At 28.8% G+C, this 20,976-nt stretch carries 17 protein-coding genes; 13 read left to right on the top strand and 4 right to left on the bottom strand.

What is annotated here, in order from left to right; translation table 11 throughout:
• Positions 1–52: 52 nt before the first annotated feature.
• The 4 genes from P4S50_RS15590 (at position 53) to P4S50_RS15575 (ending at position 3,834) form a co-directional block, all read left to right on the top strand.
• Complete coding sequence (locus tag P4S50_RS15590; RefSeq protein ID WP_277731752.1) at positions 53–775, top strand: hypothetical protein; 723 nt, start codon at positions 53–55, stop codon at positions 773–775.
• 425 nt (positions 776–1,200) lie between these two features.
• Positions 1,201–2,082, top strand: a complete 882-nt coding sequence (locus P4S50_RS15585) for an ABC transporter permease (protein ID WP_277731751.1) — start codon at positions 1,201–1,203, stop codon at positions 2,080–2,082.
• Positions 2,069–2,824 (top strand): ABC transporter ATP-binding protein, encoded by a 756-nt coding sequence (locus P4S50_RS15580; protein WP_277731750.1) that lies wholly within the window; start codon positions 2,069–2,071, stop codon positions 2,822–2,824. Before P4S50_RS15585 ends, P4S50_RS15580 begins: the two co-directional genes overlap by 14 nt.
• A gap of 32 nt (positions 2,825–2,856) precedes the next feature.
• A complete protein-coding gene (locus P4S50_RS15575) occupies positions 2,857–3,834 on the top strand; it encodes an ABC transporter substrate-binding protein (RefSeq protein ID WP_277731748.1) in 978 nt (325 codons plus the stop codon).
• A gap of 38 nt (positions 3,835–3,872) precedes the next feature.
• Here P4S50_RS15575 and fba (P4S50_RS15570) read toward each other — a convergent pair whose 3' ends face one another.
• Positions 3,873–4,814, bottom strand: coding sequence for a class II fructose-1,6-bisphosphate aldolase (gene fba / locus P4S50_RS15570; protein WP_277731746.1), 942 nt, complete (start codon positions 4,812–4,814; stop codon positions 3,873–3,875).
• A gap of 345 nt (positions 4,815–5,159) precedes the next feature.
• A complete protein-coding gene (gene fba, locus P4S50_RS15565; protein WP_277731745.1) occupies positions 5,160–6,023 on the bottom strand; it encodes a class II fructose-1,6-bisphosphate aldolase in 864 nt (287 codons plus the stop codon).
• A 271-nt stretch (positions 6,024–6,294) separates the two neighbouring features.
• Between fba (P4S50_RS15565) and P4S50_RS15560 the strand changes: the two genes are divergently transcribed.
• From P4S50_RS15560 to rlmD, 5 genes are all read left to right on the top strand, one after another.
• Positions 6,295–6,624, top strand: coding sequence for a DUF1904 domain-containing protein (locus P4S50_RS15560; RefSeq protein WP_277731744.1), 330 nt, complete (start codon positions 6,295–6,297; stop codon positions 6,622–6,624).
• Positions 6,625–6,636: 12 nt separating this feature from the next.
• Entirely contained in the window at positions 6,637–7,962 is a 1,326-nt protein-coding gene (locus tag P4S50_RS15555) for an RsmF rRNA methyltransferase first C-terminal domain-containing protein (protein WP_277731743.1), read from the top strand.
• A 9-nt stretch (positions 7,963–7,971) separates the two neighbouring features.
• On the top strand, positions 7,972–8,694 hold the full coding sequence (locus tag P4S50_RS15550) for a pseudouridine synthase (RefSeq protein WP_277731742.1): 723 nt from the start codon (positions 7,972–7,974) through the stop codon (positions 8,692–8,694).
• 13 nt (positions 8,695–8,707) lie between these two features.
• Positions 8,708–9,454, top strand: a complete 747-nt coding sequence (locus P4S50_RS15545) for a phosphatase (RefSeq protein WP_277731741.1) — start codon at positions 8,708–8,710, stop codon at positions 9,452–9,454.
• Between the two features lie 603 nt (positions 9,455–10,057).
• Positions 10,058–11,413, top strand: coding sequence for a 23S rRNA (uracil(1939)-C(5))-methyltransferase RlmD (gene rlmD, locus P4S50_RS15540; protein ID WP_277731739.1), 1,356 nt, complete (start codon positions 10,058–10,060; stop codon positions 11,411–11,413).
• 80 nt (positions 11,414–11,493) lie between these two features.
• Here the strand turns inward: rlmD and P4S50_RS15535 are convergent, their stop codons facing one another.
• Complete coding sequence (locus P4S50_RS15535) at positions 11,494–12,675, bottom strand: site-specific integrase (protein WP_277731737.1); 1,182 nt, start codon at positions 12,673–12,675, stop codon at positions 11,494–11,496.
• 316 nt (positions 12,676–12,991) lie between these two features.
• On the opposite strand from P4S50_RS15535, the gene P4S50_RS15530 reads away from it, so the two are divergent.
• The 3 genes from P4S50_RS15530 to P4S50_RS15520 all read left to right on the top strand — a co-directional run bounded on the left by P4S50_RS15530 (position 12,992) and on the right by P4S50_RS15520 (position 16,809).
• Positions 12,992–13,816: a hypothetical protein gene (locus P4S50_RS15530; protein ID WP_277731736.1), complete on the top strand. Its 825-nt coding sequence runs from the start codon at positions 12,992–12,994 to the stop codon at positions 13,814–13,816.
• 409 nt (positions 13,817–14,225) lie between these two features.
• Positions 14,226–15,743, top strand: a complete 1,518-nt coding sequence (locus P4S50_RS15525; RefSeq protein ID WP_277731735.1) for a protein kinase domain-containing protein — start codon at positions 14,226–14,228, stop codon at positions 15,741–15,743.
• 13 nt (positions 15,744–15,756) lie between these two features.
• On the top strand, positions 15,757–16,809 hold the full coding sequence (locus P4S50_RS15520) for a phospholipase D family protein (protein WP_277731734.1): 1,053 nt from the start codon (positions 15,757–15,759) through the stop codon (positions 16,807–16,809).
• A 168-nt stretch (positions 16,810–16,977) separates the two neighbouring features.
• Here P4S50_RS15520 and P4S50_RS15515 read toward each other — a convergent pair whose 3' ends face one another.
• Positions 16,978–17,814 carry a hypothetical protein gene (locus tag P4S50_RS15515; protein ID WP_277731733.1) on the bottom strand — a complete coding sequence of 279 codons (837 nt, stop codon included), beginning with the start codon at positions 17,812–17,814 and terminating at the stop codon, positions 16,978–16,980.
• Between the two features lie 235 nt (positions 17,815–18,049).
• Here P4S50_RS15515 and P4S50_RS15510 point away from each other — a divergent pair, with 235 nt between their 5' ends.
• Positions 18,050–20,740, top strand: a complete 2,691-nt coding sequence (locus P4S50_RS15510) for a P-loop NTPase fold protein (RefSeq protein ID WP_277731731.1) — start codon at positions 18,050–18,052, stop codon at positions 20,738–20,740.
• Positions 20,741–20,976: the final 236 nt, after the last annotated feature.

Raw genomic sequence — 20,976 nt, 5'->3', positions numbered from 1 at the left:
TATAGTAAGATATACTTATTACGTAGTTATGTATAAGAAAGGTGGTATTAGTATGAACGATAAGACAAAAGCGGGTATCTTGATATTTTTAATGTCAATTACTTTTTATATGATGCTTACAACTCCCTATACTCATGCTTTAGGGGATTATATATTAGAATTTGTTGGATTAAAGGCCTGGACTGGTGATTATAGTGGGAACCATCTAACGATAATATATTTTGGAATTCTTTTTATGATATTTTTACATTTAGTAGGAAAGTATGTTATAGATGGTTTAGGTATTAGAATAAGAAGTGTATTTTTAATTTTTGTAGTATTAGTTACCGTATTTTACTCAATTACAGGCATAACTGCAAAAAATATAAAGAAAAATTCTTCAGGGTTATTAGCAATAGGATATAATCCTGCTCACAGCAGTATGAATTATAGGTATGAAGATAATAAGTTTGTTGAATTTATAGCTGAATTTGAACTAACTAATTATAGTGATGAAAAAAAGACTTTTTATTTGAGTATAGATAGTCCTTTTTATAGAGAAGATGGAATAGATCCTATTAGTTTTTATACTTTTGATGGAGATAGAGCGGTGTTTGAGTTAGAAGGTAATGAGACTAAATTATTTTTATTAAGTTTAGATAATTATAATGTTATTTGGAATAGAAATTTTGGAAGTGGAGGTGGAACGGTTCAACAACTTGTATTAACTAGTGATAAGGGGAATAAAGTTAGACTAGATAATAAAAATTTTTTTGGATTTGAATTGAGTAGATAATAGCATTTTCTTGTTTTTTTATTTTAATTAATTTTAAAAAGTTCTTGACAAATGATATGTTTGCATATAGAATCAATATCAAATAAATTGTAAGAAAAATAGTTGAGGAGAGATGAAGAATGAATAATTTATTAAATATAAAAAATAGCTTCTTTTTTAATAGCAAGTTTAGATAGGGTTTGTGTCTAGTTTGAAATAAAAACATAGATGCAAGCCCCGAATTCGTACGAAAACGAAATCGATTAAACATTTAGGGTTTGTATCTATGTTGGCTATTAAATTTGAAAAGTTATTCATTCTTTAATATATGAATAAAAGCCACATAGGTAATCTATGTGGCTTTTTTGTATTTACTATTATATAGAAAAAGCCGCATGGAAAAGCCCATGTGGTTTTTTTTATATAAAAAAGAAAGGAGAATGTATATGGATGCATTAATTGGAGTAGTTACACAAAGTTTAATTTTAGGAATTATGGTATTGGGGGTCTATATAAGTTATAAGATATTAGATTTTCCAGATATGTCTGTGGATGGGAGCTTTTCATTAGGAGGAGCAATTATAGCGATATCTTTAAAAAATGGGTTTTCACCTATTACAGGTTGTTTATTGGCAATTGGAGGTGGCTTAATAGCAGGACTTTTAACTGGGATTTTAAATGTTAAATTAAGAATTTCAAATTTACTATCAGGAATATTAGTAATGGGAATTTTGTACTCAGTTAATTTAAGAATTATGGGAAAGGCTAATATTGCTTTATTTAACACGAATAACATATTTAAATCAGCAGTTTCACCTATAATAATTTCTTTAGCAATTATAGTTATATGCAAAGTTTTATTAGATTTATTTTTAAAAACAGGACTTGGATATACGTTAAAGGCTGTTGGTGATAATTCTCAAATGGTTCAATCACTTGGTATAGAAGTTGGAAAAATTAAGATTTTAGGACTTATGATATCTAATGCATTAGTTAGTTTTTCTGGGTGTATAATGGCTCAGTATCAAGGATTTTCAGATGTATCTATGGGAATGGGAACACTTGTACTAGGTATTGCTTGCGTTATTATAGGGGAATCATTTATAAGCAAAATATTTAAAATCAAAGAAACTAGCATAATTATTTTAGGAACTATTTTGTATCAACTTGTTATATATATAGCTTTAAATGCAGGATTGACTTCAACAGATTTAAAACTTATTACTTCTTTCATAATAATTTTATTCTTATCACTGGGTGATTTGAAAACACCTGCACTTAAACAAAAAATATCTATTTTAAGGAGAAGAGAATATGTTAAGAATTAATAAATTATCCAAAAGCTTTCCAAATCCATATGGACAAGATAATAAATTATTTGAAGATCTTTCGTTAGAAGTAAATAAAGGAGATTTTGTAAGTATTATAGGAAGTAATGGAACAGGAAAATCCACTTTACTAAATATTATCTCAGGAGTCTTGAAAGAGACTTCAGGAGAAATTATATTAGAAGATACAAACTTAACATCACTACCAGAACATGAAAAAACTAAAATTATAAGTAGAGTCTTTCAAAATCCATCGATGGGAACATGTCCATCAATGACAGTCAGAGAAAACTTATCTCTAGCTTTAAACAAAGGTAATTTATTGAATTTCAAAAAATGTCTTAGACATGATAATGATAAATTAGAATATCTGTTAAAGGATATATCACTTGATTTAAAAAAATATTTAGATACACAAGCTAGATACTTATCAGGAGGACAAAGACAATCACTTTCTCTTATTATGTCTTGTGTAAATGATCCAAAGCTTCTTCTTTTAGATGAACATACAGCAGCGCTAGATCCTAAGACATCTAATGAAATTATGGAGTTAACTAATAAAATCGTTAAAGAAAAAAATATAACGACATTAATGGTGACACACAATCTAAGCCATGCACTTAAATATGGAAATAGATTAATAATGCTACATAAAGGTGAGGTCATATTAGATGCAGATGAAGAAATGAAAAAGAAATTAACTATTGAAGATATACTCAAAAAATTCGAGTATGCAGTATAAGAAATACAAATTATATTAGGGAGGAAATAATTATGAAAACAACAAAATTAGTAAAAAGTATGATTTTAATGGGATTATTAGGAGTTAGCATTTTAACTGGATGTGGAAGCAAAGATGATGACAAAATAAAAATAGGGATTACCCAAATAGTAGAATATAGTGCACTTGATGAAAATAGAGAAGGATTCATTAAAGCTCTTGAAGATGGTGGATATAAAGATGGGGAGAATATAGATATAGATTTCCAAAATGCTCAAGGGGATATAGCTACAACACAGACTATTGCTAAGAATTTTGTATCTCAAAATAAAAATTTAATTTATGCTATATCAACACCTTCAGCACAAGCCGCTTATAATTCAACTAAAGATATACCTATAGTTATTAGTGCTGTAACAGATCCAGTTTCAGCAGAACTTGTTAAATCTTTAGAACAACCAAAAACAAATGTATCTGGAACTAATGATTATGTACCTGTAAGTAAGCAATTAGAATTGATAAAAACTCTTGTTCCAAATGCTAAAAAAATAGGTGTTTTATATAATACAAGTGAAGTTAATTCTGAGGTACAAGTAAATGAATTAAAAAAATACTCTAAAGAGTATGGATACTCTGTTGTTGAAGCAGGGGTTACTAGCACAAATGAAGTAAATACAGCTATAAGTAGTTTAGTTAATAAAGTAGATGTATTATATGCACCAACGGATCAATTAGTAGTATCTTCAATGCCAATTATAGTTCAAAAAACTCAAGAGAAGAATATACCTATTATTGCATCTGAAAAAGGTTCAGTAGAATTAGGAGCTCTAGCAACTTGTGGTATCAATTATTATGAATTAGGATATACATCAGGAAAAATGGCAGTTGAAGTTTTAAAAGGAGAAGATATTTCTAAAATGCCAGTAAAATCAGGAGAAGAAATGGAAATTATAATAAATAAAGATTCTTTGAAAAATCTTTCTATACAAAAACCAGATGATGAAAGAATTGTTTATATAAATACGAAATAAATATTAAAAGGGTGTCTTTAGACACCCTTATTTTTGTATTATTTTAATTTTGAAGCAGCGCCAGAAGCACCGAATACGTCTTTTATTTTATGTTGTACTATCTTTTGGATAGCTTCTCTACCTGGTGCTAAGTATTTTCTTGGGTCAAACTCAGCAGGTTTTTCAGTTAATACTTTTCTAACCGCTGAAGTAAGAGCAAGTCTAAGATCTGTATCTACGTTTATTTTACATACACCGTATTTAGCAGCTTCTCTTAGCATTTCTTCTGGAACACCTTTAGCTCCTGGGATATTTCCTCCGAATTCATTACACATTTCAACGTATTCTTGAGGAACAGAAGAAGCTCCGTGAAGAACTAATGGGAAGTTAGGAAGTAAGTTTGTTATTTTTTCAAGTCTTGCAAAGTCAAGTTTAGCATCACCTTTGAATTTGTAAGCACCATGGCTAGTTCCAATTGCTATAGCAAGTGAATCAACACCTGTTCTTTCAACAAATTCAACAGCTTGAGCAGGATCTGTATAAGTAGCATCTTCAGCACTTACATTAACAGCATCTTCAACACCAGCTAATTTTCCAAGCTCAGCTTCAACTACAACTCCTCTTTCATGAGCGTAATCTACAACTTTTTTAACAAGTGCTACATTTTCTTCAAATGGAAGGTGAGATCCATCTATCATAACAGATGAGAATCCATCGTCTATACATTGTTTACATACTTCAAAGCTATCACCATGATCAAGATGAAGAGCAATTGGAAGTTCACTTTCTTCAATAGCAGCTTCAACTAACTTCTTTAAGTATATAGAGTTAGCATATTTTCTAGCTCCAGCAGAAGCTTGAAGAATTACGGGAGCGTTTTCCTCTTTTGCGGCAGCAATTATTCCTTGAACTATTTCCATGTTGTTTACATTAAATGCACCTACAGCGAAATTTCCCTCATAAGCAAGTTTAAACATTTCCTTAGTAGTAACTAATGGCATAAAAAACTCCTCCTTTAATATATGTAATTAAAATAAAATTTGTCTAATGCTACGCATTGACTTATGTCGCCAACGAGTCCTATAGACTTCGTTGCTTAAAATAGTTGAAAATGTAGTTCTAGAACTTTTAGCTCTAGGATAAAACTAAAATTTTATAATTTTTTAATATATAAAATTTTAATTCGTATTATAAAGAATGAATTCAAATTTAGAACTCATTTTATACGGAATTTTGATTACAACTAAACATTATACACTTAATTTAGGAAAAGTAAAAGAGCATAGAAAATAAATTCTATGCCCTTAATTATAATTATGAAATTCTTATATGCTTTTATATGTTAATTAAGCTTTGTTTACAGATCCGAATAACTCCATTTTTTCTTTAACAGTAGCTTTTATAGCTTCAAATCCAGGAGCTAATATTTTACGAGGGTCAAATCCTTTACCTTCTAAGTCTTTACCAGCTTCGAAGTACTTACGAGTAGCTGCTGCAAATGTTAATTGACATTCAGTATTAACGTTTATTTTAGCAACTCCTAAAGAGATAGCTTCTTTTATCATATCTTCAGGGATACCAGTTCCACCGTGAAGTACAAGTGGCATATTTCCAGTAGCATCTTGGATGTTTCCTAAAGCTTCAAAGTTAAGTCCAGCCCAGTTTTCAGGGTATTTACCGTGAATATTACCAATTCCAGCTGCTAACATATCAACACCTAATTCAGCTATTGCTTTACACTCAGATGCATCAGCTATTTCACCAGCACCTACAACACCATCTTCTTCTCCACCTATAGAACCAACTTCAGCTTCTACTGAAAGTTCTCTAGCATGAGCTATATCTATTATTTCTTTAGTCTTAGTTATGTTTTCTTTTATATCATAGTGAGATCCATCAAACATTACTGAAGAAAAACCAGCTTCCATAGCTTTTAAAGCTCCATCGTAACTACCATGATCTAAGTGAAGTGCAACAGGAACAGTTATGTTTAATTCTTCTATTAAACCATTAGTCATTCCAACTACAGTTTTAAATCCACCCATATATTTTCCTGCACCTTCAGATACACCAAGTATAACTGGTGAGTTATTCTCTTGAGCAGTTAATAAAATTGCCTTAGTCCACTCTAAATTGTTGATATTGAATTGACCTACTGCATATTTACCTTTTCTAGCTGTAACTAACATTTCTTTTGCTGAAACTAACATAAAGTACCTCCATAATTTTGAATTTAAATAAATTTAATACAAAACAATATATATGTATTATTCTCTTTATACTCAATATTATAATGCAAAATTATAAAATATGAAATATAAAAATTTTATTTTTTTAATTTTAAAATAGAAAAATAGAAAATATATTTGAAAAAAGTATTTTAAACCCATATAGATGTAGCTTATATTGTAATCATCGAGAATAAAAAGTATAATAATATTTGACAATAAATGATAGAGAGCGTGTAGAGGAGGATGAAGTATGCCACAGATTAAAATAAGAGGAATTCAGGCAAATGATGTTTGTAAAATAAGTGAGAAAATGGTAGATGAATTAGTTGAGGTTGTTAAATGCCCAAGAGATTATTTTGAGATAGAGTGTATTCAATCAGTAGCTATAAGAAATGGACAAATAGAAGAGGTATATCCATTTATAGAGGTCGCTTGGTTTGATAGAGGACAAGATACTCAAGATAAAGTAGCAAAGATTATAACTGATAGTATAAGAGATGGTCTTAAGGTTGAGAGCTTAGACTTAGCTTTTACTACATTTGAGAAAGAAAAATACTATGAAAATGGTGAACATTTCTAGGAGAAGATTAATATGAAATTACCAGTTAAATTTTTAGATAATATGAAAGAAATATTAAAAGATGAATTCGATACTTTTTTTAAAAGTTATGATGAAAAAAGATATTATGGATTTAGGATAAATACACTTAAAATTTCTGTAGAGGAATTTTTGAAGATTTCTCCTTTTAATTTAAGTAAAATTCCTTGGAGTACGGACGGATTTTATTACGAAGAAGATATAAGACCTGCTAAACATCCTTTTTATAATTCAGGACTTTATTATATACAAGAACCATCTGCAATGTCACCAGTTGAGTTTTTAGATGTTAAAAGAGGACACAAGGTACTAGATTTATGTGCAGCACCTGGTGGAAAGAGTATTCAAATAGCATCGAGACTTCAAGGAGAGGGAATGCTTGTAACTAATGATATAAATTCTAATAGGGTAAAACCTCTTGTTAAGAATATAGAGATGTATGGAGTACATAATGTATTAGTTGTCAATGATTCTCCTGATAGGCTTTGTAAAAACTTTGAAGGATTCTTTGATAGAGTTTTAGTAGATGCACCTTGCTCTGGTGAGGGGATGTTTAGAAAAGATGAAAAACTTATAAAGAGCTGGGAAAAAGACGATATAAGTATATACCCGAAGATGCAAAGGGAAATACTAGATGAAGCAGGTAAGATGTTAAAGGTTGGAGGAAAGTTAGTATACTCCACTTGTACATTTAATAAAGACGAGAATGAGAATATGATACAAGAGTTCTTAGATAAGAACGATAACTTTGAGCTACTTAATATAGAAAAGATCGGTGGAATTTCTGAAGGATTAGGAGTTAAAGAAGTTGGAAGACTATGGCCTCATAAGTTAAATGGAGAAGGACACTTTCTAGCTCTTTTACAAAAGGTAGATGGTGAAACAAAAGAGTACAAGCGTTTAAAGAATAAGAAAAAGCCTGAGTGCTTTGAAGAATTTGAAAAAGAGAACATGAATATAAGCTTAGATGGAAACTTTATAACTATAAATGATAATCTATATTTAGCTCCAAAGGATATGATAGATATTAAAAGCTTAAAAGCTGTTAGAACGGGACTTTTACTTGGAAAAGTAGTTAAAAATAGATTTAAACCATCACAGGCGCTTGCAATGGCACTTAAAAAAGAAGATTTTAAAAGAGTTATAAATTTAGATTCAAATGATACAAATGTTATAAAGTATCTAAAGGGAGAAACAATATTTACAGAGGGTGAAAATGGATTCAACCTTGTATGTGTAGACGGATACCCACTTGGATTTGGAAAGTTAAATAGAGGAACATTAAAGAACGGATATGAAAAATCATGGAGATGGGTGTAGGAGGATATTATGGCTAAAAAAATGAGAATCGACAAGGTATTATCTAATATCGGATATGGAAGTAGAACCGAGGTTAATATATCTTGTAAAAGAGGTTTGGTTGTTGTTAATGGAGAGATTGTAAAAAAGAGTTCAACTCAAGTAGATCCAGAAAATGATGAGATATTATTTGATGGAGAAAAAATCAATTACAGAGAGTTTATATACTTAATTATGAATAAGCCAGCAGGTTGTGTTTCAGCAACAACTGATAAATGGGATCAAACTGTTATTGATTTATTAGATATGGAGCATATAGCATTCAATCCTTTTCCGGTTGGAAGACTTGATAAGGATACAGAAGGACTTTTAGTAATTACTAATGATGGTAAGTTATCTCATAGATTATTGTCTCCTAAAAAACACGTTCCAAAAACGTATTTTGCAAAGATAAATGGAGTAGTTACAAATGAAGATATTGAAGCTTTTAAAGAAGGTGTAGTTTTAGATGATGGATATAAGACACTACCTGGAGAGCTTGAAATATTAAAAAGTGATGATATATCTGAGATAAACTTGACTATACATGAAGGTAAGTTTCATCAAGTTAAGAGAATGTTTGAAAGTGTAGATAAAGAAGTAGTATATTTAAAAAGAATACAAATGGGTAAATTAGAATTAGATGAGAGTTTAGAACTTGGAGAATTCAGAGAGTTAACTAAGGAAGAACTAGAGTTATTAGAGACAAAATAGGAGCTGATAATATATGAAATTCGAATTTGATACACATTGTCATACGATTGCTAGTGGACATGCATATAGTACTGTTCATGATTTAGTAAGAGAGGCTAAAAATGTAGGTCTTAAGATGTTTGCTTTAACGGATCATGCACCAGCAATGCCAGGTGGACCACATATATATCATATAGGTAATCAAAAGATAATACCTAGAGTTATAGATGGAGTATTTGTACTAAGAGGAGTAGAAGCTAATATTATCGACTATGATGGAAAATTAGATATGGATGATGAGTTTTTACCAGAGCTTGATTTGGTACTTGCAAGTCTTCATGATGTTTGTATAAAGCCTGGAACTAAGGAAGAGAACACTAATGCACTTATTAAGGCTATGGAAAACAAGTACGTAGATATAATAGGACATCCTGGAAATCCAGCATTTGACATAGATGCAAAGAAAGTATTACAAGCTGCAAAAGATAATAATGTATTAATAGAGATAAACAATAGTTCATTTGGAAAGAGTAGAGTTGGAAGCAGAGAAAACTGTATCGAAATAGCTAAGATGGCTAAGGAGATGAATGTTAAATTAGTTGCAGGAACAGATACTCATATAGCATTCCAAATAGGAAGATTTGATCATGTTAAGGAAGTATTTGAAGAGCTTGGAATTCCTGAGGAGCTTGTTGTAAATAATTCTATGGAGAGTTTTATAGAGTATTTGGAGTCTAAAGGAAAGAAAAATATTAAGGATTTTAAAGAATTAATGAAGTAGGATGCTTGACCGGAAACTAAAAATTATTAAATTTTCAATAGTTTGTATGGGCAAAAATCTTCATACCAAAATAACGTTCATGTAAATATATTTTGATAAAACTAAAGTCTCTGACTTATTAACAATCCTAAAGTTTCTAAACTCCCTACGGTCAGACAACGAAACTTCTTAACGGATTATTAAACGTCAAAGACTAAGTTTTATAGCAAAATATATAATACCATTCTCTTATATTTTGATATGAAGATTTTTAGATATATGGTTATTGTAGTTTTTAAATTGAATAATTCTTAGTTTCTAAGTTATTTATTATATGCATAGATTAGACTTTCATTAGAATGTTTATTAAAAAGGCATTTAAAATCCGATAGGATAGAGGGAAGATACTAAACGGATTATTAAACGTAAAAGAGTAAGTTTTATAGCAAAATATATAAAATCATTCTCTTATATTTTGATATGAATATTTTTAGATGGATGATTATTATGGGTTTTAAATTGAATAATTCTTAGTTTCTAAGTTAGGTGTTATATGTATAATTAAGATTTTTATTGAACGTTTATTAAAAAGATATTTAAAATACTATATGGTGGAGGTAGAGTGTGAAAAAGAGAGATGTAGTGGAGCTTAAGATAGATGGGATGGATTTTGGTGGAAGTTCATATGGTTATGTAGAAGGTGAGAGAGTTGATGTTAAGGGTGGTATTACTGGACAGACTCTTAAGGTTTTAATAAAGAAGATTAGAAAGAATAAGATAGATGGAAAGTCACTTGGATTAATTGAAAAGTCTGATATGGAGACTTGTGATACTTGTGATCATTTTGGTGCATGTGGTGGATGTTCAATGCTTTCTGTTCCTTATGATGAGCAACTTGAGATAAAGGAAGGTCAGATACTTGATTTATTCTCTGGTGAAGATTTTGTTGGATTTAAGTTTTTAGGAGTTGAGGAAAGTCCTCAAAATCGTGAGTACAGAAATAAGATGGAGTATACTTTTGGAGATGAGCAAAAGGATGGTCCTTTAACACTTGGTTTTCATAAAAAGGGAAGAGCCATGGATATAATAACTGTTGATACTTGTATGTTAATAGATGAGGATTATAGAAAGATACTTAAGAGTACTGTTGAATACTTTGAAAGTAAAGAACTTCCTTTCTACAAAACTATGCCTCACACAGGATATCTTAGAAATTTAGTTGTTAGAAAAGGACTTAATACTAATGAGATAATGGTTAATATAGTTACTTCTACACAGGTTGATTTTGATATGACTGAGTACAAGGATATGTTATTAAATCTTGGTACTAATGGTGAGATGGTAAGTATTCTTCATACAGAAAATGATGGACTTGCAGATGCAGTTCAGTGTGACAAGTTGAATGTACTTCATGGAAGAGATTATATATATGAAGAGTTACTTGGACTTAAGTTTAAGATATCTCCATTCTCATTCTTCCAAACTAACACTAAGGGTGCGGAAAGACTTTATCAAATAGCTTCTGAATTTATAGGAGATCAAAAAAATAAGGTTGTATTTGACTTATACAGTGGAACGGGAACTATAGCTCAGATGATATCAAAGAGTGCGAAAAAGGTTATTGGTATTGAAATAGTTGAAGAAGCTGTAGAGGCTGCTAAGGAAAATGCTAGAATAAATAATATAACTAATTGTGAGTTTATAGCAGGGGACGTTGCTCAGAAGGTTAAGTCTATAAAGGCAAAGCCAGATCTAATTATAGTTGATCCACCAAGACCAGGAATTCACAAGAATGCTTTAAAGGATATAGTAGGATTTAATTCTAAGGAAATTTTATATATATCTTGTAATCCTAAGACTTTAGTTAAAGATTTGGTTGGATTTGAAGATGGTGGATATGAGATAGTTCAGGTTAAAGGAATGGATATGTTCCCTAATACGCCTCATATGGAAACTGTTGTATTACTTCGTAGAAAATAACTTGATTTCAGAGGTTTCAATAATATAAAAACAATGATTTGCCACCCTCTTGCCACCGCAGGATTCTATTGGGTGGCAAATTATTTTTGAGATACTAACATTTCTTCAAACTTATCAACACTATCTTGCTTAAGTTTTAAAGTAACATGTGAATAAGTATCAGCAGTAGTGGAAAGTTTACTATGACCTAATCTTGTTTGAATATCTTTTAAATTTGCACCAGACTCTAGCATCATAGTAGCATGAGTATGTCTTAAAGAATGGAAATTATAATTAATTCCAAGTTCATAATTCACAACTCTACTCAAATATTTTAAACTATCTGTGGATATTAAATCCCCATTTTCCTTAGTACAAATTAAATCAGCACTATTATACAACTTATCTGCTTTTTCAAATTTATACATAGTATCATTATAGTAAATTCCATACTTAAGTCTATTTTCTAATTGGGATTTTCTATGTTTTTTCAGAATATCAATCAATGTTTTACCTATAAGAATTTCTCTTTGAGAAGAATTTGATTTAGGTGTATCAAAGCACCATTCCATACCTTTCTTGAAAATAGATTTTTCAACTTTTATTTTGCCATGGCTAAGATCTACACAATCCCAAGTAAGGCCACACACTTCGGCAGCTCTCATTCCAGTATGAAATGCAATTTGCAAAGGAATATAAAAATTACTTCCTTCTGGAAATCTATTTATCATATTCTTAAAATCAGTTAAAGATATAATCTTTAGATCTTCTTTATCTTTTTTTATATTGTTGTATTTAGGCATAGAAACATATTGTATTGGATTTTGTTTGATAAATTGATATGGATGTATAGCTGCTTTTAATGCACCAGATAACACACCGTAAAAATTAGATAGAGTATTTTTAGAAAAACCATTTCTATATTTTTCGTTTAAGAATTCCTGAAGTATTGCAGGTGTTAATGATTTTAATTTGTAGATACCTAGGTTTGGTTTTATGTGATTGTTTATTATGCGTTGATAAGATACTTGAGTATTATATTTACAATTTATTAAAACATATTCTTTAAACCAATAATCAAAGTAATCAGATACACTTATATTACTTTCATTAACTGTAGAACCGCATTTATCAAACTCATCTAAAGCTTTTCTTAGCGCTATAAGAGCTTCTTTCTTGGTTTTACCTCCTTTTCTTTCAATCTTTTTTCTTTTACCATCAACTTTGCCAGCTTCGAAATAATAGTACCAAGTGTTCCCCCTTTTTCTTACACCACCTTGCATTTTTTAATCCTCCTATCGAATGTATGTTCTGTGAAACCTTCTAAAAAAGAGCAGTTTTTTCTGCTCTTTAATTATTATATTTTTTAGTTTCTATATCTATAATATACTAAATCATAAAATATTACTCAATAGAAATAGATATAAAAAATTCTATTAAATTTTTTAAACTTAATGTATAAAAGAATTTAACAATATGATAAGATTTGTTTACATATAAGGAATAAAAAGGTAAAATTTAAATATTTAAGGAAATATGACTATCAAATGAGAAAACACTTAAAAATATAAGTACAATTATGTTAGGAGTGTAAAAATAATGACGATTAAATCGAGAAAATTACAACTTACAAAACACCAACTAGATCTAGATGAATTTCTGAATGGATTAAAAGAAAAACCCTATGTAATGTATCCGAAAGAATATAGTGAATATATGGGATTAGGGATAACTGCAATTTTTCTATCTTCAATACCATTAATAATATCTTTGCTAGAATTAAAAAAATCTTATAGCACGGGTTTAATGTCAGATGGTTTTTATTTTGGAATACTGATAACAATAATGGCGTATAGTCTCTTTTGGAGTTATATTATTAATATAATTGGTCTTATTACAAGAAGAATAAAGATAGAACTTGGAGAAAATTATGTGAAATTCAGAGGTACTATAAGAACAAGAACTATTTATATTAATGATATTAAATCAATCACCGAAAAGCATGTTTATAGACATCAAAAAATGACCAATGTACATATAAAAAGAAGGAAAGACTATTCAAATAAAAGCAATAGAATCATTCGTTTTCAAGCTTGGTGGTTTGATGAAAAGGATATGAGAAAATTATTTCAGCATATAAATACGTATAATAAAAGAACAAAAACTGAAAAGTTAATAGATGTTCAAGGTATTAATATTAGAGATTTTAATGGGAAATTTTTTCAAAATAATATGTTTATATATGATGAAATACATAATACATACATATGTCCAAATAAAAAGAAATTAATACCTACCTCTAGCAAAACTACAACGGGAAAACAAATATATTCTTCTATCGATTATATTTGTGCAGGTTGTCAACTTAAAGAAAAATGTTTGAAACCTAATAAAACAGTAAGGGTTATAGTTAAAAGAGATTAACAGTATCTATAAAAGGTACTGTTTTTTGTATTGTAAAATTAATTATAATTTACGAAGGTGTATAATATCTTTGTATATAGGATGACTCAGAATATCTTTGTCAAGCAATCCAAATTTACTTAAATCACACATTATAGGTTGTGAAAATTTAATTGTATCTATAGAATCTCCATGAGAGCTCTTATCTCTAAAGGATTTAAATGATAAATCCTAAAATAATAGATTCACATCTAAATTGATAATAGACATTAGTTATCTGGGATGTCTATTTTTATATATAATCAAAAACTATGTAATCTAGTTTATGAATTAGTATATAAGTAAACTAAGTATCCCTTTATAATTATCCAAATTTAGGATATTATAATGTTTGTAAACGCATTTCCTAATGTACAAAGGGAGGTTTAATATGTTAAGTGAAGCAAGCATAAGGTATATAGCAGAGGCTCTAATTGGTGATACTAAGGGATACTATTCATATAAATCATTGAGCCAGATTGTAGAGTTCTTTAATAGTAACTTTGGATTGAATTATACACAGGATCAGAGTGTAACTTCAAGGTGGTTTTATACAGTTGAAAAGATCAAAGTTATCATTAACAGTAACCAATTTGATAATTTTCTAAATCTTATATTTTCAAAGAGTTTTGTTATGAAAGATAGTGGTTTAAACGATGTTCAAGCAGTTGAGAAGATTGAAGAAATTTTAGAATACATAAATGATGAGATTAGTATCGAAGGATATAAGATACACAAACGTGTTAATGAATACTTTTTAATATCAGAAGATGGAGATTTAGAGTTCATTGGTGAAGGCGGATTTGCTAATGTATACAAATTGAGAACATCTGGATTGGTTGTAAAGAAGTTAAAGGATGATTTTAAAACAGTAAAAGGGGTAAAGCATAGATTTAGAAGAGAGTACGACCTTACAAAAAGTCTATCTGATATTCAAGGCATTATTACCATTTATGATTTTGACGATTCGGAGTATTCCTACACAATGGAAATCGCAGAAAAGACTCTTGAAGAGTTTATGAAGGAGTTAGAGAGTACAGAGTTAAATAAAATTGATATGATTCGTCAGGTTTTACATGTGATGAAGAACGTTCATGATAGAAACATTATTCATCGTGATATTAGCCCGAATAATGTGCTGATTTTTAATGGTCAATTGAAAATCTCTGATTTTGGATTGGGCAAAGATTTGGACATGTTCTATTCTCATAGGACAATGAGGACTCATTCTTTAGGACAATATCATTATTGTGCACCAGAGCAATTTATGCAGCTAAAAGAAGGTGATAAGCGAAGTGATGTATTTTCGCTAGGTAGATTAATCAATTTCATAATGACTGGTGATCCTAGAAATAGTAAGCACTTTATGCGCAATCCAGTTGAAAAGGCAACGAGTGAAAACTCAAATATGAGATTTTCTGATGCAGGTGAATTAATCCATGGGATTGAGCAAGCAATCTCGTATCATCAGAATCAAGAGAGGAAGGATGCTATTAAGAAGAAATTTGAAGATCAAGTATATGATGAGGATGTTGAGAATTATCTTTATTCATTGAATGGTCAAGATCTTTGCAATACAATAGCAACTAATGCACATATGACATATATTATACTTACGTTTATTGAGGATAATGAAAAGAGGATGCTGGAAGTTATGCAAGCCATTTTCAAATATCATGATGATGCATGCATAATGAGAGACGGTAGGCATAACTTTAATAGGTTTGATGTGTTTACTAGTATATCTTATAGTTTGATAAGGAATAATGCGCCATATTTAGTTCAAGAACTTGCAGCAAAAACATTATGTCAGATTGCAATTCAAGCTAATAGATTTAATGCTCAGAGAAAAATTGAAGAATTGATAGCCTATGGTATAGATCCAACAATTGAAGATCTTTTGAAATAAAGAGAGGTGGCAAATGAGAATTATAAATAATTTAAATGGGAATCACAAGGATGAAATTCTATCACTTATTGAAGACGCGGATGAGTTTATACTGGTAAGCCCGTTTTTAATGGAGAGTTTTGAGCAGTTTTTGAAGGATATAAAAAATACTTCAATAAAAAGCATACGATTAATTACTACACTAAAGGATGGTTCACCGGAGCTGTTCAAGAAAGTGAAAGCAATTAAGTCTTATCGTATAAGTTGTATTCAAAACAACGATATAAATTATAGCGTACAGATTAATAATAATTTGCATGGTAAGATTTACATTGCTATGAAAGGCGGCAATCCGATTAGGGGTATCATCACTTCAGCTAACTTCACTGAGCGTGGTCTTAATCATGGTCATGAGTGGGGAGTTGAGATAACTGAAGCATTTGAACTAATAAAAATTATTGATGATTTAAATTCTCTTTCAACAAAGCCACTTTCTAATGAAGAGTTGAACAAGATCATAATAGAAGTTGATAAACATCCTGAAAAGGAGAAGTTCGAACAAGGGATTAAGGTCAATATTAGAGTGAGTCATCTGTACAAACAGAAGCTTGTTAAAAGAGAATCAGAGAGACGGTATTTTATTAAACCTATTGGCTCAAAAGATTCTCCATATACCGAAGGTATGAGACCGAAAAGTGATACAGAAGAACTTCATTTTGCAAAGAAGCCAATAGCAGTAAGACCAGGTGATATTCTTATTTGTTATGGTGTTGTTGTAAAAAAGTTATTGGGATACTTTGAAGTTATATCTGAATATGATGAAATGAGACCGGGGGATAGATGGCCATGGGGAGTAAATGTGAAAAATCTATTACCTGAGTATAGTGATAACTGGCCACAGTTCGGAAATACATTAGCTTATGTTCAAAGTACTTATTATGGTAACAGCCCTATCACAGACAATGGTGGTAACAATTTGAATTCCTTGATGTATGGTCAGGATAAGATTCGTCTGACAAATGAGTTTGCTCAACATCTAATAGGTATTATGAATAAATCAGTTCTAAAAACGAATAGCAGTGAATAAGGCTTATTCTTTTGAGAAAACTAGAGTCTAGTAATGTGAAGTTAAATAGTACCATAATAAAAATTTTAATAAGAATATAATTTACCATTATATATACCATAAGAAAAATAAATCCCTTTTGAATTAGATCAAAAGGGGTTTATTTTTAAAAGCAATTATAAATATTAATTATCTCAATCCATAGCTATTAATAGTTTCGCCGATATCGCGACTAATTATATTATTTAATATAGATATAAACTGATCAAATGTTAACACAATAACCTTCTCTAATAAGCTATATAGTGGCACTTCTTTGAGATTATTAATGGTAGAAACATATATAAGCATTTTCATGCAGTTATCTAATTTTTCACTAGGAACAACTACAATTGGAATTTTTGATAAACTCAAGGCATTCATAAAATCACCCATCAAGTGTTTTGGGTTAGTTTGATTTTCAATTTCAATTCCAAACAAATGTAATGGACGACCATTTATATAAGTTTCTCTAGGAATAGTAGCATCATTAATATAGAAGGTAGTGTCTAGATGATGATTACGAAAATTTATATAAGATTCTCTTCTCATTGCTAGTTCTATTTCTTTAATAAAATCAATTTCATGGAGCAGTTTATAAATTTTAACATCTTCACTTAATTTGTAGTTTCCTAAGCTTACTTTTTTACTTCGTTTTTTCTTAATAGCAGGAGAGATCGCTAAATCAATTCTTGGAGAGTAAATGCTTTGACTCGCATCTAATAAATCTGAATAATCGTTCAAATTATATTGAGTCTTTGGTTCGGACATACATGTTATCAGTAATTCATTAAAGGTACAATGGTCATCATACTGTATATGAGCATATTGCGGGTTACTGCGTATTATGCTTAATTGATATATGTAATCAAATTTAATTTCATCATATCTTCTTTGAGAACATGTTCGAAATTGTTCCATTTTCTTGGCTAAATATTTACTTAGTTTAATCTCTATATCTTTTTGAAACTGTGCTGTTGGGTTCATTAATTAACCTTCTTTCTAACATGTCATATACTATCTAATTTTTATATTTCAAGTATATAATTATCTAAAAACATGTAAAATCCTGCTAAGTTACCACAAAATAATACAAAAGAACTTAATGTTATGGTAAAATAAACCTGATTTTACTAAATGAATTAAAAAAGAAAATGATTGGTTTGAAGTAATTAAAGTAATACAGAGTATATTATATTTACAAAGTAAAAAGGAGAAAACTATGGAGCATTCATTAATTACTAATTTTGTTAAACATTTAAATATAAAAGGTGAAAATAAAAGTGAAATAGAGAAGATTTTAATTGACTATATAAGTAAATCTGAAGGTATTTTCTCATTATCACCAAATTATAGAAACAGAATATTGTCTGTAAATAGTGATAAGTTTTTAGAAGATCAGATTTTTAATATGCTTTCAATGGAAACAATAAATGTAATTATTGGATCTGCAGGAACCGGTAAAAGTTATTTAATAAGAAAAATGTTTATGAAAATACTGGAAAATAGAATGGCGATGTTGCCTATATTTATTAGCTTACGATCATTTATATATCAGGATATACAAAAATATATTGAAAAAGAAGTATTTAATAACTTACTAGATAATAATGAAGTGCATGATTTTTTATCTAAGAATAAATTTATACTAATGTTAGATGGATTAGATGAATGTATTAATCAAATAGATATTGAGAATATTATAATTGATTTTATGTTAAAATACAAAAACTCAATTGTAGTAATTACATCAAGACACAAAATGGATTCAAAACTTAAAAATATAAAATATATTGCGTTAAATAGTTCCTTAGAAGAGGGTTTAAACTCTATCAATCAAAATTTATATAATGAAATAATGAAGGAGAATATACTTAAAAATCCTTTGCTAAGAGACTTACTAAAGAGTCCTTTGATGGTTTCACTCATAAATAAGACATTTAATAGGTATGATATAATTCCAGATGAAACAGGTAAAATCATAGATTTATTTATACACGATATACTAATATATGATGACGAAATTAATAATAGATTAAATGTGAGTAGAAAAGAACTTATATATATATTTGCTCATTTAGCATATACTTTATTATTGAATGACAAAGATATTTTTTCAATGAATGATATTAAAGAAATAATTTCAAAACATAAAGTAAATGAAACTGAATTTCTAAGATATTTTCCGAACACGCAATTAATCTATAAAGAAGAGGACTTATTTAGCTTTGTACATAAAAGTTTACAAGAATATTTTGCGGCTATATATATATATAATTTGGATGATGATAATAAAAATATTATTTTAAATAATATCAAAGATAAAAATAGTCAGTTAGGTAAACTATTAGAAGAATACATAAATAGTATAGATGAAAAGAATTTTGAAGAAAGTAAAGAATCAAAAACAAAGGGGAGACATTTTAGAATTATAGATAGACAAGATGTTGATCCAGTAATAGAAGCTAAAGAAATTGCTAATGAGTATTCTGAGTTAATAAAAAGATTAAAAAGTGAAAAAGGTATGATGTTAGGTATATTTGGAAATTGGGGAAGGGGAAAGACTTTTCTGATGGATTTAATATGGAAAAATTTGAAGGAGGATAATAATCCGAAATATATTAGGATAGATTTTCACCCATGGAAGTATCAAGATACACCCGCAAGTTGGGTTTACCTTTATGAATGCTTTGTTAACCAGTATTTAGAATCTAATAAAAAATATCAAGTATATGTTAAAAATCTAAAAATAAACTTAAAAAGTCAAGGAGTATCAAAATTATTTATATTTTTATTGTATGTAGGGGTTGCTGGTATATCGGCTATAGGATTAGACAAATATTTATTTACTAGAGTAAAGGCTATTTTAATAGCCCTTGGTGTTGGTGGATTTAGCACAATGACATATATATGTTCAAAATTTAAGAATTCAGCTTTGAAACTATTTAAAGAATACTCAAAAAATAATAATTTTACGAAATATTTAGGTATCCAAGCTGAGATACAAAAAGAATTGAAAATATTACTAGATGTATGGATGAAGAATAAAAAAAATGATAAGATAATATTATTTGTTGATGACTTAGATAGATGTAAAGAAGAAAGAATAATTGAAATTATTGACTCCTTAAGAATTATGTTAGAAGATGAAGAAATTCTTAAAAAGGTAATTGTAGTGGTTGCAATTGATGATAGAATTTTAAAAAATGTAATAAAAAATAAATATAGTACTTTAATAAGCGAAGAAAATAAAAATAATATGATGAGAGAATATTTTGATAAATTATTCATTAGTGCTGTAAAATTAGGTTCGTTAAAAGATTCAGAAATATTAGATCTATTAAATGAATATACCAAGGGAAAAATAGATAATAGTAGTAATAATAATACAGATAATAAGAATATTAATAAAAAAGAGAATAACTATGGATCTGAAAATTTGATTTCATACGAAGGTAATAAGAGTTTAAACTTATCGAATGATAAGAATTCAGTAAAAGCAAAAGATGAAGCAACAATTGCTATTGAACATGATGATAAAGATTCTATGACCATTAATAATGACTATGAAATAACATCTTCTGAGTATGACATTCTGAACAAGTATATAATAAGTATAAAAGATGTTACGCCTAGAAAAATAAGAATATTTTATTATAGATATTTATTAGGTAGAAATTTACTATTAGATAGATTAAAAAAATTAAACTTGATAGAAAAATGGACAGATGATTATCAATCAATAGTATTAGAATTAATGGTTAGATATACAAATGATATATCATTATTACAAAGAGAATCTGAAAATTTAAAAACCAACGAGGAAATGAAATTATTTGATAATGAAGATAAATATGATAGGCAGATAATAGAAGAAATAATTAGAATAATTGATATTGTTATAGCTTATTAAATTAGGATACGTAATTAAATCTGTTTTAATTATCTTTGATATTTTTTATTAAGCATTATATTTAAAATAGAGTTAATGAGGATATTTTTACATTACGATTTTATGGAATTAAAAGTGAATTTACAATAGTATACTTAATAAGATAAACACTATTGTTTAAAAATAGATATGATAAATTAGAATTAATATTTATATATATAAATATTAATTAAAGTATATAATTATTGATTATAATC

The sequence above is a fragment of the Tepidibacter hydrothermalis genome (assembly GCF_029542625.1).
GTDB lineage: Bacteria > Bacillota > Clostridia > Peptostreptococcales > Peptostreptococcaceae > Tepidibacter_A > Tepidibacter_A hydrothermalis.
Note: the sequence above shows the minus strand (reverse complement) of the source record. Positions and strands in the feature narration are given on the sequence as shown.